The organism is Comamonas sp. FUJ_7 (genome assembly GCF_057369555.1).
In genome coordinates, this window is the sequence record NZ_JBXXZI010000001.1 from 405,597 (window position 1) to 421,265 (window position 15,669).

15 protein-coding genes are annotated in these 15,669 nt (G+C 57.9%); 3 read left to right on the forward strand and 12 right to left on the reverse strand.

The window, feature by feature from the left end; translation table 11 throughout:
• Positions 1 to 48: 48 nt before the first annotated feature.
• Positions 49 to 987, reverse strand: coding sequence for a LysR family transcriptional regulator (locus AC2I9W_RS01865; protein WP_486408351.1), 939 nt, complete (start codon positions 985 to 987; stop codon positions 49 to 51).
• A 197-nt stretch (positions 988 to 1,184) separates the two neighbouring features.
• Here AC2I9W_RS01865 and AC2I9W_RS01870 point away from each other — a divergent pair, with 197 nt between their 5' ends.
• The 3 genes from AC2I9W_RS01870 to AC2I9W_RS01880 all read left to right on the forward strand — a co-directional run bounded on the left by AC2I9W_RS01870 (position 1,185) and on the right by AC2I9W_RS01880 (position 3,070).
• Positions 1,185 to 1,886, forward strand: a complete 702-nt coding sequence (locus tag AC2I9W_RS01870; RefSeq protein ID WP_486408352.1) for a pirin family protein — start codon at positions 1,185 to 1,187, stop codon at positions 1,884 to 1,886.
• A 52-nt stretch (positions 1,887 to 1,938) separates the two neighbouring features.
• Positions 1,939 to 2,346 carry a DoxX family protein gene (locus AC2I9W_RS01875; RefSeq protein WP_486408353.1) on the forward strand — a complete coding sequence of 136 codons (408 nt, stop codon included), beginning with the start codon at positions 1,939 to 1,941 and terminating at the stop codon, positions 2,344 to 2,346.
• Positions 2,347 to 2,515: 169 nt separating this feature from the next.
• Positions 2,516 to 3,070 carry a flavodoxin family protein gene (locus tag AC2I9W_RS01880; RefSeq protein ID WP_486408354.1) on the forward strand — a complete coding sequence of 185 codons (555 nt, stop codon included), beginning with the start codon at positions 2,516 to 2,518 and terminating at the stop codon, positions 3,068 to 3,070.
• Positions 3,071 to 3,173: 103 nt separating this feature from the next.
• Here the strand turns inward: AC2I9W_RS01880 and AC2I9W_RS01885 are convergent, their stop codons facing one another.
• From AC2I9W_RS01885 to AC2I9W_RS01935, 11 genes are all read right to left on the reverse strand, one after another.
• Complete coding sequence (locus tag AC2I9W_RS01885; protein WP_486408355.1) at positions 3,174 to 4,004, reverse strand: sulfurtransferase; 831 nt, start codon at positions 4,002 to 4,004, stop codon at positions 3,174 to 3,176.
• 50 nt (positions 4,005 to 4,054) lie between these two features.
• Positions 4,055 to 4,906: a MinD/ParA family protein gene (locus tag AC2I9W_RS01890; RefSeq protein WP_486408356.1), complete on the reverse strand. Its 852-nt coding sequence runs from the start codon at positions 4,904 to 4,906 to the stop codon at positions 4,055 to 4,057.
• A 4-nt stretch (positions 4,907 to 4,910) separates the two neighbouring features.
• A complete protein-coding gene (locus AC2I9W_RS01895) occupies positions 4,911 to 5,708 on the reverse strand; it encodes a GGDEF domain-containing protein (protein ID WP_486408357.1) in 798 nt (265 codons plus the stop codon).
• Positions 5,709 to 5,747: 39 nt separating this feature from the next.
• A complete protein-coding gene (locus tag AC2I9W_RS01900) occupies positions 5,748 to 7,472 on the reverse strand; it encodes a SulP family inorganic anion transporter (protein ID WP_486408358.1) in 1,725 nt (574 codons plus the stop codon).
• Between the two features lie 102 nt (positions 7,473 to 7,574).
• Complete coding sequence (locus AC2I9W_RS01905) at positions 7,575 to 8,555, reverse strand: TauD/TfdA family dioxygenase (RefSeq protein WP_486408359.1); 981 nt, start codon at positions 8,553 to 8,555, stop codon at positions 7,575 to 7,577.
• Positions 8,556 to 8,780: 225 nt separating this feature from the next.
• Positions 8,781 to 10,160 (reverse strand): DUF1329 domain-containing protein, encoded by a 1,380-nt coding sequence (locus tag AC2I9W_RS01910; protein ID WP_486408360.1) that lies wholly within the window; start codon positions 10,158 to 10,160, stop codon positions 8,781 to 8,783.
• A 180-nt stretch (positions 10,161 to 10,340) separates the two neighbouring features.
• Positions 10,341 to 11,816 carry an amino acid permease gene (locus tag AC2I9W_RS01915; RefSeq protein ID WP_486408361.1) on the reverse strand — a complete coding sequence of 492 codons (1,476 nt, stop codon included), beginning with the start codon at positions 11,814 to 11,816 and terminating at the stop codon, positions 10,341 to 10,343.
• A gap of 518 nt (positions 11,817 to 12,334) precedes the next feature.
• Entirely contained in the window at positions 12,335 to 13,129 is a 795-nt protein-coding gene (locus tag AC2I9W_RS01920; RefSeq protein WP_486408362.1) for an ABC transporter ATP-binding protein, read from the reverse strand.
• Between the two features lie 21 nt (positions 13,130 to 13,150).
• Positions 13,151 to 14,035 carry an ABC transporter permease gene (locus AC2I9W_RS01925; RefSeq protein WP_486408363.1) on the reverse strand — a complete coding sequence of 295 codons (885 nt, stop codon included), beginning with the start codon at positions 14,033 to 14,035 and terminating at the stop codon, positions 13,151 to 13,153.
• Between the two features lie 120 nt (positions 14,036 to 14,155).
• Positions 14,156 to 15,124, reverse strand: a complete 969-nt coding sequence (locus tag AC2I9W_RS01930; RefSeq protein ID WP_486408364.1) for an ABC transporter substrate-binding protein — start codon at positions 15,122 to 15,124, stop codon at positions 14,156 to 14,158.
• 80 nt (positions 15,125 to 15,204) lie between these two features.
• Positions 15,205 to 15,657, reverse strand: a complete 453-nt coding sequence (locus tag AC2I9W_RS01935; protein ID WP_486408365.1) for a hypothetical protein — start codon at positions 15,655 to 15,657, stop codon at positions 15,205 to 15,207.
• Positions 15,658 to 15,669 lie beyond the last annotated feature (12 nt).

Consider the following 15,669-nt stretch of genomic DNA (forward strand, 5'->3'; position numbering starts at 1 on the left):
GTCGCAACCCACATCCGATCGCGGTGTGAGGGTTGCGGTTTTATGTGTTCACTGGTGGTGGTGGTTTTCCATCAGCGCCTTGCGCGTGGCGGGGCTTTCCAGCTGCGCCAGCCACCATTGCAGGGCACGCCCCGGAGTGCGCTGGGCCGGGCCGGGCCAGGCGTAGTACAGGCGCAGGTCACGGTTGGCACGCTGCACCTGTCGGGTGACGAGCAAACCGGCATCCAGATAGGCCTGCACCATGCCACGCGGCAGAAAGCCCGCACCAATGCCGCGCACCTGGGCCTCCAGCTTGGCCTGCATGCTATCGACGGTGAGAACATCTTGCCCGTTGACCAGACCGAAGCTGGTGTTGCTGCGCAGGCCTGAGTCCGCCACAGCAATCATGCGGTGCTGCAGCAGAACTTCGTCAGACAGGGGCTCCTGCAGCTTGGCCAGAGGATGGTGAGGCGCCAGAGCAAAGACGAACTCTATCTCGCCAATCTCGCGGGTTTGCAGCTCGGAGACGTTGCTGGTGTTGACGGCCACGCCAATGGCCAGATCGGCCTGGCCGCTGGTCATCAGCTCCAGCGTGCCGTTGAGAATGCCGTCGCGCAGCTTGAGCGTGGTGGGTGGGTTGAGTGCGTAAAAGGCTTCCACCAGCTCAAAGATGGGCGTGCGGGCAATGACACCGTCGAGCACGATGGTCAGCTGAGGCTCCCAGCCCGTGGCCACGCGTTTGACACGGTGGGCCACAGCATCAATTTCCTGCAACAGACGGGCACCTTCGCGCAGCAGGGCCTGACCGGCCTCGGTGGCCTGTGCATGGCGCGAGCTGCGGTCAAACAGCAGCACATCGAGAGCATCCTCAATCTGCCGGACGCGATAGGTCAGTGCACTGGGCACCAGCCCCAGGGAGCGCGCGGCAGCCGCAAAGCTGCCGGTTTCGGCAATGGTCTGGAGCATGGCCAGACTGTCGGGGGTGAGCACGTCGCGGGAGCTGGGCATGGTGGTATGGAGTGTTCAAACAGTTTGAATGATGCCATCAAGCGCATTCAGCCACAGCTCGATGGCTGACTTCTACAGTAGAGGGCATAGACAGACAGCAGCGACTGAAAGCCGCTAACACCACTCTCGATACGTCGTTGTTTCGCCTTGTTGTACTTTTGCAGGTGAGCAAGCGCTTGAAATGAAAGGAAAGCACCATGATGACTTTGCGCAAATCCCAGGAACGTGGCTATGCCGACCATGGCTGGCTCAAGTCCTATCACAGCTTTTCATTTGCCGGCTATTACGACCCCCGGTATATGGGGTTCGGCAATTTGCGAGTGATCAACGAAGACCGGATCGCTCCGGGCACGGGCTTTGGATCGCACGGGCACCGAGACATGGAAATCATCAGCTATGTGCTCGAGGGCGCTCTCTCGCACAAGGACAGCATGGGTAATGAAACCCCCATCCTGCCCGGTGAAGTCCAGCGCATGAGCGCAGGCTCGGGGGTGGTGCATAGTGAGCAGAACTTTTCCAAGGAGCACAGCACACACTTTCTGCAGATTTGGCTGCTGCCGGCACGCAGCGGAATCGAGCCAGGCTATGCCCAAAAAACGTTCAGCGAGGCCCAAAAGCGCGGTCGCCTGTGTCTGGTGGCTTCGCCTGATGGTGCAGAAGGCTCTGTACCCATGAACGCCGATGCACGCATGTATGCAGGGCTGTTTGAAGGTGCGGAAGCGGCTGATGTTGCTTTGCCAGCAGGTCGCAAGACTTATGTGCATCTGGTGCGCGGCGAGCTGGAAGTGAATGGACAAAAGCTGACAAGCGGCGACGCGGCGCTTATTGAAAATGAGGAGCGCCTGCGCCTTTCCAATGGCCGGGGAGCGGAGGTTCTGGTGTTTGATCTGGAGCCTTGAGAGCCTGATCTGAACCAAAGGCGGCCTGAGGTCGCGATGATTGGAGTTTGAAATGTTGAATCAATGGAAAAACCCACTCGACCTGCTGGGTCGTGTCCTGATTGCCCTGCTGTTTGTGCCTGCGGGCTTGCAGAAAATCAGCGGCTTTGCGGGAACCGTAGGCTATGCGGCCTCGGTAGGCATGCCTATGCCACAAGTGGCCGTGGCTGTCGGTCTGGTGATTGAGATCGTGGGCGGTCTGGCTATTTTGCTGGGCTGGCAGACCCGCTGGGCGGCGTTGATCCTGGGCTTTTTCACCCTGGTCGCCAGCTTCTTCTTCCATAACTTCTGGGCTGTGCCTGCAGAGGCTGCCATGATGCAGCAGCTGCTGTTCTGGAAAAACATTGCCGTGGTTGGCGGCTTGCTGGGCTATGCCGCGCACGGCGCTGCAGGCTGGAGTGTGGATGGCCGCAAAGCCTGAATCACCTCAGAACGCAAGCTGAGGGCCAGCAGGCAGCTATCCATTTGATAAGCTTGGGCTCTGCAGCACATAAGGCCTGCCGGGTGTAAATCCGGCGGGCCTTTGTTTGGCTCATCTCTCATCAGGCGCGGCCAATGGCGGCGTCGGTTCCACCAAGAAAGAAACAAATATGAGCAATATCGTTGTGGTCTATCACTCGGGCTATGGACACACCCAGCGCATGGCCCAGTCAGTGGCGCAGGGCGCGGAAGCCCAGTTGCTGGCCATCGATGCCGACGGCAATCTGCCAGAAGGCGGCTGGGAGCAGCTGGCCGCAGCCGATGCCATCATCTTTGGCGCCCCCACGTATATGGGTGCACCCAGCTGGCAATTCAAAAAGTTTGCCGATGCATCGTCCAAAGCCTGGTTTGCCCAGGCCTGGAGGGACAAGCTGTTTGCTGGCTTTACCAACAGCGCCAGCGTGCAGGGCGACAAGCAGGTGACACTGGACTACTTCTACCATCTGTCCATGCAGCATGGTGGCGTCTGGGTGGGGCTGGGCCTGTTGCCCTCAAACACCAAAGCAGCCCAGCGCAACGATGTGAACTGGATGGGTAGCTTCAGCGGTGCCATGGCGCAGTCGCCTTCGGATGCCTCTGCAGGCGAGATGGCGGCAGGTGATCTGGAAACAGCCCGCCAGTTTGGCGAGCGCGTGGCCAAGGCCGCCAACCGCTGGGCCAAGTGAAGGCGGGCAAAGCTTGTTAGCGATTTAAAGCTATCTAAATAAAAGCAGCTGACGCTGGATTTTCAATGATTTCAGGTAGTTTTATGGCTGAAATCAATGTTTATCAAGCGCTGGCTGCTTTGTTTTTGATAGTTAGATCGTGGGGGCCTTCGTTCTGCTGCTGCTCCATCAAATGCTTTTTGATGGGGCGAGGGTGAACCAGCTCGGTGCGTGACAGGTCGGTGGCCAGTGAGTCACGTCCGTCGAAAACAAAGCAGCCGCCGTCGTAGAACTTGCCGTCGGTTTCTTCAAAGTATTTGAGGATGCCGCCTTCGAGCTGGTAGACGTTTTCAATGCCTTCGTCGCGCATCAGAATGGCGGCCTTTTCGCAGCGAATGCCGCCCGTGCAGTAGCTGACCACGGTTTTGCCTTCAAACTGGGCCTTGTGCTCGCGCAGGGCTGGCGGAAATTCGGTGAACTTCGTCAGGCGCCAGTCCACTGTTCCGGCGAATGCGCCTTCATCGACTTCATAGTCGTTGCGCGTATCCAGCGTCACCACTTCGCGGCCTTCATCGTCATGGCCTTGCTCCAGCCAGCGGCGCAGCGTGACGGGGCTGACCGATGGGGCGCGGCCATTGGCGGGGCGAATGGCCGGATGATCCATGCGGATGATCTCTTTTTTGACCTTGACCAGCATCTTGCGAAAGGGCACGGTCTCGGACCAGCTCTCTTTGGGCATGAGGTCCGCAAAGCGCGTGTCTTGTTTGAGCTGATCGACGAAGCTGTGCACGGCTTGGGCTGGGCCGGCAAGAAAGAAGTTGATTCCTTCTTCGGCCAGCAGCACGGTGCCCTTGAGGTCCAGGTCGCTTGCGCGCTGCAGCAGCGTCTCGCGCAGCTGCTCAGCGTCGTTCAGGGGCGTGAATTTGTAGCAGGAGATGTTGAGTATGTCGGCCACGTAGCTATCCGGGTGCGGCCGCGTACCTGCTGCATCGACGGTGATGCAGCTCAGACCGGGGCCGTCAATGCTGCCTTGATTTTATTGGACAGCTGAGCCACTGCCAGAGATGCGGGTGCTCCGGGCATGGATTGCAGCAGCAACTGGCGACGCATGACGGCTTCGCGCACGGCGGAATCCACGGGAATATCGCCCCAGTGTGTGAGGTGCAGAGGTTCGCCGGACTCTGTAGTGACAAAGCGGTTGAGCACCTGCTGGAGCTGGCTGGTGATGGCGCGACCGTCTCCGGGGCGCTGCGCCTGGTTGATGACCAGTCGCACCTGCTGACGCTTTTGCTGCATGGCTAGCACCTTGATGGCGGCATAGGCATCGGTCAGCGAGGTGGGCTCGGGAGTGGCCACTACCAGGACTTCGCTGGCCATGGACACGGAAAAGAGCACCACGTCTGAGATGCCGGCGCCGGTGTCCAGCAAGATGATGTCGTAACGCGGGCGCAATATCTCAATAGTGCGCATGAACTGGGCACGAATCTCGGGCGTCAGGCGCGAATATTCAATCATTCCCGAGCCGGCCAATAGCACGGAGTAGCCGCCTGGCGTGGTCAGAATGGCGTCTTCTAGCGTGGAACGGCCGGTGAACACATCATGCAAAGTGACCTTGGGATAAAGGTTGAGCACCACATCCAAATTGGCCAGCCCCAGGTCAGCGTCCAATACCAGGACATTAAAGCCATGGCGGGTCAGCGCGGCAGCCAGATTGGCGGAGACAAAAGTCTTCCCGACACCGCCTTTACCGCTGGTGACCGCAATGATGTGGGCCTGTTTGCTGCGGTCAGGTGCCCGCAGGGCATCTTCCATGGAAATGTGAGCAGGCAAAGTGGGGTGAGGGGCCAAGGTGTCCATCGTCTCAGGGCGTTACGACCTTGCGTGCGGCGTCGGTTTTAACGTCTGGTGCTGTGTTGTTGTCAGTGTCATTGTCATCGACAGAGGTGCCGTGCAAAGCCGTGAAAAGCAGGCTTTTTTCCTCGACACTCACTGTACTGTCAGGTGGATCTTCAACACAGACGCAGTTGCGGCCGGCAGATTTGGCCAGATAGAGCTGACGGTCGGCGCGCTCGGTCCAGAGCTGGGTAGTGCTGCGAATCCAGGGCTGGGCATATACGCCACCGATGCTGACGGTGACATTCAGGCTGCGGCCTGAAGCCATGCGAATTTGCATGGCTTCGATCGACTGGCGCAACCGCTCGGCGACAGAGTGCCCCTGATGTGGGGGGCAGGCTGGCAAAACGATGGCGAACTCTTCACCGCCATAACGGGCCAGCGTGTCCATGGGCCGTATGCCGTCGGCGAGCTTCTGGGCCACGGACTGCAGCACCATGTCGCCGGTGATGTGGCCGTGCTCGTCGTTGATCTGCTTGAAATGATCGATATCAATCATCAGCAGCAAAGCAGCTTCGCCCGAGCGTGCCACACGGTCAATTTCTCGCTCTATGACAGTACGGAAGTGACGGCGATTGGCAAGCCCCGTCAGAGGGTCGCGCAAAGACAGCGCGCACAGTCCATCAATAAGTGCCTGCAGGTACTGGGTGGGGGTGTCTTTGGGAAGGTTGGCTTCGCCCATGCCTGCGCGTGTCACCAGGCTGTGAGCGGTGGCAAGGCGCAGATCTCGCAAAAACACGGATTGATGGGGAGGGGAGGACGTCACGACGAGAGATGAAAGCTGCGCGCAAGTTTAGCAGTGGACTTATGGATCTGTCGTGGTGGGCTTATCTGTGCGATTGAAATGGGAGGCTTCTGTCTCTAATTTTTTTAAGGATTGCAAAAACTCTGCATCGGTGCGGTAGAGCCTCACCGGGCTGCCGCTCTTGTGCAATAAATTGGCGCGTTCAAGTCGCTGCTGGGCAGGCAGCTTAAGGCCCACCACATGCAGCTTTCCACCACGTCGTGCGACCATGCGCTCAAGACGGGCAAAGGTTTCCACGCCGGTAATATCAATGCTGTTGATGGGCTGCATCAACAAGGCCAGGTCCTTGGCTTGCGGTGCTTGCCCCAGGGCATCAGAGGCGCGGCTTTCCAGCGCACTGGCTGTTGCAAAGTCCAAGTCCGCATCCATGCGCAGAGTGACGATATCTGGGGACAGTGGCGGCAATTGCCAGAGCTTGAGGCTGCGCAGGCTGCCGTCAGGATGCTGACCGACCTCGACAATGCGCGGGTGCAAATGCTGGTAGAGGTAGTAGGCCTGGTTCAGCAAGATGCCGGCAAACACACCCCAGTACATGCGCGGCGCCGTCAAGATGGTCAGCACCAAGGTGGTGGCACTGATGCAGGCTTCCACCTTGGATATCTTGAACAGCTTGAGAATGGCACTGGGGCGGACCAAGTTGAGTACCGCCGTGATGACGATGGCAGCCAATGCGGCCTGAGGCACATGGTAGAGCCAAGGAATGAACCAGAGCACAACCACGACCACCAGCAAAATGGAGAAGATATTGGCGTAACCCGTCTTGGCGCCCGCCAGCAAATTGACGGCAGAGCGAGAAAACGAGGCACTGGTGGCAAAGCTGCCAAACAAGCCGGCGCTGATCTTGGACAGGCCCTGGGCGATTAAGTCCTGGTTCTCGTTCCAGCGTGTGCCGGCCTGCTGGTGTTCTACCTTTGCACTGGAGGCGGTTTCGAGAAAGCTCACCAAAGAGATGACTAGCACGGGCATGATGAGTGCACCAAACTGCTCCCAGCTAAGCATCCCCGGCCATTGCAAGCTGGGCAGGCCGGCAGGGAGGTGGCCGATCACGGCGCCGCCCGCATCTGCAAAGTCAGTCATCCAGCTGATCAGGCCGCTCAGGCCGATGATGAAGATGGCGGAAGGAAAGGCCGGGCGCCACTTCTTGGCCAGCATCAGCAAGGCCATGCTGCTCAACCCGTAAGCAATGGATTGCAGGCTGAACAGATGAATGGAGGGTGAGTGCCAGACGGTGGACCAGTCAGAGCGCATTCCCAGCAGGGCGGGCAACTGCGAAGCCAGAATCAGCAGGGCGGCGGCCTGGGTGAAGCCCGCAAGCACAGGAGAGGTGACCAGATTGAGCAACCAGCCTGCGCGCACTGCACCCAAGCTCCACTGCACCAGCCCCGAGAGGAGGGCCATCCAAGCAGCCAGAGCAACCCACTGCGCAGAGCCGGGTTCGGCCATTCCGGTCAGAGAGGCCCCTATGAGCAAGGCACTCAGTGCTGTTGGACCCACGCCCAGTCGCGGTGAAGGGCTGAAGAGAACGGCAATGGCTGCCGGGATGATGGAGGCATAAATGCCGGTAATCAGCGGCATCCCCGCCAACGCTGCATAAGCGACACCCTGAGGCAGCAGCATGAGGCCCACGGTCAAACCGGCCCAGAATTCGCCGCGAAGCAAGGGCAAAGTGGGCTTGGGCCAGTTCAGAAAGGGGAGCCAGCGGGCCAGGGAGTGCTTGGAGATCATGGTTCCAGTGATGGAATTTGCCTGCAAGCATAGCCGCGGTTTGTTGTGCAGGAATTAAAAGCAGAGCAGGCGGCGACTTCTGGAGGACGCCGCCTTGCGGATTCAGGCTATGACTTCAGCAAAACCGTTGCGCCCCGGAAACTCGGGCGCAAGAGGGCGTGCGTTGGGCATCTTTAGCCACAGACGCAGCATCTTGCGGCGCTGCTCCTGAGCTTCATGGTCTTCAAAGCCGTTGCGGGAATGCAGGACAGCATAGTTGTTGGCGAACTGCAGATCCCCTGGCTCCAGCATCATGTCGAGCTTGAGTGCGGGGTCATTGATCATCTGGTCGAACAGATCCAGCGCCTCAACCTCCACGGCAGACAGGGGCAGCTGGCGAATTTCGTGGCCCAATTCTATGTACTGACGCAGATAGCGGCAACTGAGCTTGCCTTGATGAAAGCTGAAGATGGGCGAGAGGCTGGGCTGTGGTTCGCACAAATGCTCGAAGTACCACTGCCGGTAGTACAGGCCAAGGTACTCTGGGTGGGTGCGCAGGATTTCGTTATAGATGGCAGCTACGCTGATAAGGCTGGAGAGACCACCGCTCTTGGCCTTGCGCACGCACAGCAGACCGACCACATCGGATGGGTCGGAATGGTAGGGAAGGTAGAGGTTGGTCTCGTAGACGCGAGTGCTTTTTTGAGAGGCATCGCCCACATGCATGACAAGGCCGAGCAAGTCACCGCGAGGGTTCTGGCGCACGGGCTGGCCCATGTGCAGTCCCAGGCCGTAATATACGATATTGATCTCTTCGTCTGTGTAGCGCTCCACAGGCAGGCCGCGCAGCACCAGAAAGCCTTTGCCATTTTCTAGCTCGTCGGCATGAGCGAGGAGTTGCTGCTGCACGCTGGCTGGCAGCGGAAAGTCTTCGCGCTTGAATTGCGGAAAGCTCAGGCCGCGTTGCTTGACTTGGGCCAGGGCAGCATCAAGGGCAGCAATGGTGTCCGGGGAAAGCTGGTGAATCCAGGAGCTGTCTCCCGTCAGGTCCGAGCCGCGCCATGCTGCGGGGCCATTCAGAGGCTCTTTGAGAATAATGCTCACGTTGAAATCGGTTCAGATGAAGATGGAGTAAGCGGCGAATGCTACACTTTTAGAAGTATTCGCTTGGAAACATCCTATCACGCTCACTCATATGAGCCGAACTTTATGACCTGTGCCTGTAGAGTGGGTGCATAAAAAAAGAGAGGCCTAGGCCTCTCTTCACACCGAAGCTGTGCAAGTCGGTGTCTTGCGCTCAGTGGTGAGCCACCGCTTTTTATTGCTGCATCAGTTGCCCAGGTTGCGAATGGCCTCGGGCGTGAACTGGCTTGGCTTGAGGTTGTCCCTGCCCAGAATGGGAGCCTTGGGGCGTTCCTGAACCAGGTTCATGCCGACATAGGAGCCAGAATTCAGGTCATAGTAGAACGAGGTGCCGGCATGCCACTTCTTAATGTCAAAGGCGTAGTAGTAGTTGATCTCACCGTGCTGCCACAGCTGTCCACGTGCATCGTAAAAATCGCCGCTAACGGCATGGCCAGTGTCTTCGTCGATGAACATCACACGTTTGGAGTAGACGTGGCGGTAGCCGGGCTTGAGCTTGCCTTCCAGCACCCAGACGCGGCGCAGCTCATAGCGGGTGTAGGCGGGGTTGGGATGGCCGGGCTTGAGCAGGTCGGCGTACTTAATTTGCTGGTTGATGCGGAAGGTGTTCGCAGGAATGAACATCTCACGCTTGCCCTGGAGGGTCCATTCATAGCGTTCAGAGCCGCCGTTGAACAGTCGCTCGGAGTCGATGGTTACCTTGCCGCTGGTGCCGGGTGTGGGCTGGTCATAGCCGAATTCAGGTAGCTGACGCACGCGGCGTGTGCCAGGGTCGTAGTTCCAGGCCAGGCGCTTGTCGGTGCCGAAATTCATCGGCTCAATGGACAGAATCACGCCACCTTTTTCACGCTCGGGCAGCATGGAGAAGTTGGTTACGTAGGCGTACTTGCCCTCGTTGGGCTTGCCCAGGTTTTCCTTGGAGTCGTAGCGGCTGAGCTGGATGTAACTGGTGCGGCCCCAGGCAATATCACCGCTGGCCCCAACCAGAGCCATGTCGCGCTCGACTTCTTCGGTGCTGGCACGGCTGGGCATCAGGTTGTTCCAAAGCAGCTCAAGCCCGGTCTTGGGAATGGGGAAGGGAATAGCCCCCATGAAACCCTTGACACCGTTGCCGTCGTTGATGATCTCGGCTTCCAGTGCATTGCGCTTGATGACAGCACAGATGTCATCGTCATAGCGGAAATCGCGATGCCCGGGGTAGACCGGAATACGCATGGTGTTGGGGAATTTCTTGAGCAGCGCTTTCTGACCCTCGCTGAGCTTGTCAGCGTACTGCGCCATATTGGCTGCCGTTATTTCGAACAGCGGTTTTTCATTGGCGTAGATATCGGGCTGGAACTGGCCCACCGATTTGGTGAACTTCACACCGGGTGGCACACCCAGAATCTTGCCGGTAAACGGGGGAATAGTGCCGTCCGCATTGCCGGCTTTGATGGCGCCGGTGCACGTCAGTTCCTTGCCCAGTTTGTCTGCTTCGGCGGGGGTAACTTTGGCCAGGGCAGAACTGGCTGCAAACAGGCTCAGGCTCAAACCAATCGCCAGGCTCAGTGTTTTCTCTCGTTTCATGACTCTTTGTTTTAGCTACTGGAACCTCCTCATTCTTTAGTTAATTGCTTAGGCAAGAATCGTCTGATTTGACTAGAGGACTTGTATGTATAGGCCCAGACAGGACTTAATGCCTTGGAGGAAATGAAAAAGGCAGCACTGTTGCCAGCGCTGCCTTGAGGGAAGGGGTGGGTGGAATGATTAGCGGCTGCCGTTCAAGTCCATCTCTTCGTATTTCACGATTTTGCTGCCCTTGGTCCACTTGTAGCCAAACCAGATTGCCAGGAACAGGGGCAGGCCGATATAGGTGGCAATGGCACCGACCCAGTCGATCTGGTCCTTGATCAGGTTTTCATAGTTCTGCCCCAGTGTGATGATCAGGCACAGTACAAACGCAAAAATGGGGCCAAAAGGGAAGGCGGCAGCCTTGTAGGGCAGCAGGTCCATGTTGTAGTTTTGCGCTTCACAGCCTTTGCGAAAGCGATAGTGACTGATGGCAATGCCCAACCACGCTACAAAGCCGCACATGCCGGACAGGTTCAGCAGCCATATATAGACCACTTCAGGGCTGAAGATATTGGACAGAAAGCACAGCGCAGCAATAAAAGTGGTAGCGATCAAAGCCAGCAAGGGGACGCCGCGTGAATTGACTTTTGCAAAAATCTTGGGTGCCATCCCTTGCTGAGCCAGTGCATAAAGCATACGGGTCGAGGCGTACATGCCCGAATTGCCTGCAGACAGAACCGAGGTCAGAACCACGGCATTCATCACTGCAGCGGCGCCCAGCAGGCCCGCACGCTCGAACACCAGGGTGAAAGGGCTTACGGCGATGTCGCCCAAGTCGTTGCGCAGCAGCTTCGGGTCTGTATAGGGAATCAGCAGACCGATGATCAGAATGGCAAAGACGTAGAACAGCAAAATGCGCCAGAACACCTTGCGCACAGCCTTGGGAACATTCTTGGCAGGATCCTCGGACTCGCCAGCTGCGATGCCAATGAGCTCCGTACCCTGGAAGGAAAATCCCACCACCATGGCCACGCCTATCAGCGCTGCAAAGCCGCCTGCAAAAGGTGCGTCACCGGCAGTGAAGTTGGCGATATTGCCCCAGATCCCTTCGGGGGCTCCGCCTTGCAAGATGCCGAAGATCATCATCACGCCGATGGCGATGAAGATCAGCACGGTGGCTACTTTGATGGCTGCAAACCAGAATTCCGATTCGCCAAAACCCCGGGCGGACAAGGCATTGAGGACAAACATCAAGGCTAGAAACAGGGCACTCCACAGCACGCCATCGGTGTCGGGGAACCAGTAGGCCATGACCAATTGGGCAGCTACCAGGTCCACCGCAATGGTGACAGCCCAGTTGTACCAGTAGTTCCACCCCAGTGCGAAGCCAAAGCCTTCGTCGACATACTTGGCACCATAGGTTGCGAAAGAGCCTGAGACAGGCATGTGCGCGGCCATCTCACCCAGGCTGGTCATCAGAAAGTAGACCATCAGGCCGACGATCATGTAGGCCAGCAGGGCGCCGCCGGGGCCGGCCTGAGAGATGGTGGCACCAGAGGCGACAAACAGGCCGGTGCCAATAGATCCGCCAATGGCGATCATCGACATATGGCGTGCTTTGAGGGAACGGTGCAAGCCACCGTTGTCTGTTTTTGTTTGGCTATCGCTCATGAGAGATATAGATTTTTGAGAGGCAGTGGAGTCTCTGCGTGGCTGCTAGCTTGTATTTACCGCTCTTGCAGACACGACTCCATGCAGCACTTTGATGCCGGAGTCTCTGTGTATCAATGTTGTCGGAGCGATAAGCGATGGTGGGCATCGTTCATTGCGCTTTCTGACTGGGTGCCGATTGTGAGCGATTTGCGCATCAGCTGCCTAAGGTGACTGAAGAGTGGGTTGCCGAGTAGTTTGGGGAGTGCTTTAAGTGATTGATCTATAAAAGCAAAATTGCATCCTTCGGTGAATGCTGAATATCCTTAAACCTTCGTCAAATCGACGCCGTTAGGAGGAGTGTTGGCGACTGATTTGCAAGGGTGCGTATTTCAATTCGTCAAAAAATAAAGTCGATAGATATTTTTTTTGATTTCAAAATGACTTTATCTGAGGGCGATAAGTTGCGTGAAAGCATTAAAAAAGCTGCTAGCCTTTGTCAATAAAGGGCTGGCAGCTATCTTTTTTGAATTCTTGGTTTAACTGAGCAGCAAGGCATCGTCTGCCAGCTTTTCGCCGCGCACCTTCTCGAACATATGCAGAAGGTCGGTTACATCCATCTTGGCGCGCTCTTCGCCGCTAACGTCCAGCACCACATTGCCCTGGTGCAGCATGACGGTACGTGTGCCCACATCAAGCGCTTGACGCATGCTGTGCGTGACCATCATGGTGGTGAGTTTGGCCTCCTTGACGATGCGGTCCGTCAGCTGCAGTACAAAGTCTGCGGTGCGTGGGTCCAGAGCAGCCGTGTGCTCGTCCAGCAGCAGAATGCGCGAGGGCTGCAAGGCTGCCATCAGCAGACTCACGGCCTGGCGCTGACCGCCGGAGAGCAGGCCGATACGGTCGGTCAGGCGATTCTCCAGACCCAGGCCCAGCGTGGCCAGGCGGTCGCGGTACAGCTCCCGGTTCTGCGCCTTCACGGCCTTGGAGAGGCCACGGAAGTTGCCGCGCTCATGCGCCAGTGCCATGTTTTCTTCGATGGACAGGTCTTCGCAGGTTCCCGCCATGGGGTCCTGAAACACGCGGGCCACTTGCTTGGAGCGGTTCCAGACTGGCATGCGTGTCATGTCGATGCCGGCAATTTCAATCTTGCCCTTGTCCACGCTCTGGTCGCCAGAGACGCAGTTCAGGAAAGTCGATTTGCCCGCGCCGTTGGAGCCGATGACGGTAACGAACTGTCCGTCGGGAATGGCCAGCGACAGGCCGCGCAGCGCACGCGTTTCAATCGGCGTGCCGGGGTTGAAGGTCAGTTCCAGGTTTTGTGCGTTCAGCATGGTGTTCTCCGCATTCCTTCTTTACTTGCGCTTGCCTATTTTTTTCTTGATTTGCGGAATGATTAGCGCGATGGTCACCAGCACGGCAGTCACCAGATTCAAGTCCTGCGCCTTCAGGCCAATGGCGTCTATATTGAGCGCTGCAGCGATGAAGAAGCGGTAGACCACAGCGCCCAGCACCACGGCCAGCGTTGCCCAGATGATCTTGCGCGAGGGGAGAATGGTTTCGCCCACGATCACAGCGGCCAGACCGATCACGATGGTGCCAATGCCCATGGAGATGTCGGAGCCGCCCTGGGTCTGCACAAACAGCGCGCCGGCCAGCCCGACCAGACCGTTGGAAATCGCCATGCCCAGCAAAATCATGCCGCCGGTGTTCACGCCCTGGGCACGGGCCATGCGGGCGTTGGAGCCCGTGGAGCGGATGGCCAGGCCGCGCTCGGTGGCAAAGAACCAGTCCAAGGAAAGCTTGGCGACGATGACAAAGCCCAGCATGATGATGGGGCGCATTACATAGTCAGGCACGCTCTCGGGCTGTAGCATGGTGAACAGCGTGGGATCGTTGATCAGCGGCACGTTGGGGCCGCCCATGATGCGCAGATTGACGGAGTACAGGCCGATCATCATCAGGATGGAGGCCAGCAGGTCCATGATCTTGAGCTTGACGTTGAGCCAGCCGGTGATCAGGCCTGCAACGGCACCAGCGGCAGTGCCGGCCAGTGTGGCCAGCCAGGGGTTGGTACCCGTGGAAATCAAAATGGCGCAGACGGCGCCGCCCAGCGGAAAGCTGCCATCGACCGTGAGGTCGGGAAAGCGCAGCAAGCGAAAAGAGATGAAGACGCCCAGCGCCACCAGGCTGAAGATCAGGCCAATTTCAATGGCACCGAGTACGGAAAATAAAGACATAGAGAAAGCGACAGGCGCGGCAGACGTCTAAAAAAATCGGCAGGGCCATGTTGCCACGGCACCTGCCGCTGTGCTGGCGCTGCGAACCATGAAGGGCGCAGCACTAGTCACAGACAGGGCTTACTTGACCACGGTGGCCGCAGCCTTGACCAGGGCGTCGGACAGCTTCACGCCTTGCTTTTCAGCCGCGCCGGGGTTCACGAACAGTTCCATCTTGGTCGAGACTTCGGGCTTGATGTCGCCGGGCTTTTCACCCTTCAAAATGCGCGCCACCATGCGGCCGGTCTGCTCGCCTAGGTCGCGGTAGTTGATGCCGTAGGCAGCCACGGCGCCGCGCTTGACGGAGTCAGTGTCAGAAGCCACCAGAGGAATCTTGGCATCCTGGCCGACCTTGACCAGCGACTCATAGGCCGACACCACGTTGTTGTCGGTGTTGGTGTAGATCACATCGACCTTGCCTACCAGCGAGCGGGCGGCGCTGGAGACGTCCACCGAACGGGGGGCGGCAGCAGTCACCAGAGTCCAGCCCATCTTGGGCAGCAGGGCTTGCAGTTCCTTGACCACCACGGCGGAGTTGGCTTCGCCTGGGTTGTAGACCATGCCAACGCGCTTGGCATTGGGCACGACTTGCTTGACCAGATCCATCTGCTTGTCCAGAGCCAGCAGGTCGGACACGCCGGTCACGTTGTTCTTGGAAGGCTCCCAGCTGGCAACCAGCTTGGCGGCCACAGGGTCGGTCACGGCGGAGAACACCACGGGCACGGTCTTGGTCGACGCGATCACGGCCTGCGCGGAAGGCGTGGCGATGGCGACGATGGCATCAGGCTTGTCACCGACAAACTTGCGGGCGATCTGAGCTGCTGTGCCGGTGTTGCCTTGAGCGCTCTGATATTGCCACTTCAGGCTTTTGCCGTCTTCATAGCCTGCAGCCTTCAGCGCGTCTTTCACGCCATCACGCACGGCGTCGAGTGCCGGGTGTTCGACGATGGCGGTCACTGCCACCGATTTGGTATCTGCGGCGTGCGCGCCAGTGATGGCGGCAATTGCCAAGGCCACGGCACCCAGGCGGGCCCAAGACTGATGCTTCATGTGTATCTCCAGCGTTTGTTATGTATTGCAGGTGAAGTTCAAGACGGCAGTGCTCGACGCGCGTCGCCTTGCAGGAAAGTCTACTGCACCACTCTGGCCGTCTTCGCCATTGAGATAACCTTGTTTATCCCTATACGATGATTGCGAAAAAATGGCATGAAAGCTGCGCAAAGCATACTTTGAATGGAAAAACGCTGCCTGAATTTATGGTGGTGTAGCGCAATATTGCGTTGACTGATGCCTGTTTTTTGCCTTTGCATGCAGTTTTCCTGTGGGTTCGTGACAGCATCATCCTTTTGAGAGGCGGGTTGCCTGATTTTTAGGCGCTTTGTGGCAGGCAATCTTCCTGCATGTCGAGCTTGTACTTGGAACTCACAGGTCGCCTTTGCTCCGCCATGTAAATGGTCATGACGGGACCTGTTCTGCAGGTGAATTGCCGGGGTTTGGGCAGCGGCACTGTTGCCAAAAAACTTCAGCCATGAAAAAACCTGCACAGGCTTGTGCCGGTGCAGGTTTTTCAGAACGTCATTCAAAGCGCGTTATGC

Excerpts from the sequence above, each read along its gene's own strand:
- AC2I9W_RS01890 (WP_486408356.1), bottom strand. The coding sequence starts at position 4,906 with ATGGACACCTTGGCCCCTCACCCCACTTTGCCTGCTCACATTTCCATG.
- AC2I9W_RS01915 (WP_486408361.1), bottom strand. The coding sequence starts at position 11,816 with ATGAGCGATAGCCAAACAAAAACAGACAACGGTGGCTTGCACCGTTCC.
- AC2I9W_RS01925 (WP_486408363.1), bottom strand. The coding sequence starts at position 14,035 with ATGTCTTTATTTTCCGTACTCGGTGCCATTGAAATTGGCCTGATCTTC.
- AC2I9W_RS01875 (WP_486408353.1), top strand. The coding sequence starts at position 1,939 with ATGTTGAATCAATGGAAAAACCCACTCGACCTGCTGGGTCGTGTCCTG.
- AC2I9W_RS01930 (WP_486408364.1), bottom strand. The coding sequence starts at position 15,124 with ATGAAGCATCAGTCTTGGGCCCGCCTGGGTGCCGTGGCCTTGGCAATT.
- AC2I9W_RS01880 (WP_486408354.1), top strand. The coding sequence starts at position 2,516 with ATGAGCAATATCGTTGTGGTCTATCACTCGGGCTATGGACACACCCAG.
- AC2I9W_RS01865 (WP_486408351.1), bottom strand. The coding sequence starts at position 987 with ATGCCCAGCTCCCGCGACGTGCTCACCCCCGACAGTCTGGCCATGCTC.
- AC2I9W_RS01900 (WP_486408358.1), bottom strand. The coding sequence starts at position 7,472 with ATGATCTCCAAGCACTCCCTGGCCCGCTGGCTCCCCTTTCTGAACTGG.
- AC2I9W_RS01870 (WP_486408352.1), top strand. The coding sequence starts at position 1,185 with ATGATGACTTTGCGCAAATCCCAGGAACGTGGCTATGCCGACCATGGC.
- AC2I9W_RS01920 (WP_486408362.1), bottom strand. The coding sequence starts at position 13,129 with ATGCTGAACGCACAAAACCTGGAACTGACCTTCAACCCCGGCACGCCG.
- AC2I9W_RS01910 (WP_486408360.1), bottom strand. The coding sequence starts at position 10,160 with ATGAAACGAGAGAAAACACTGAGCCTGGCGATTGGTTTGAGCCTGAGC.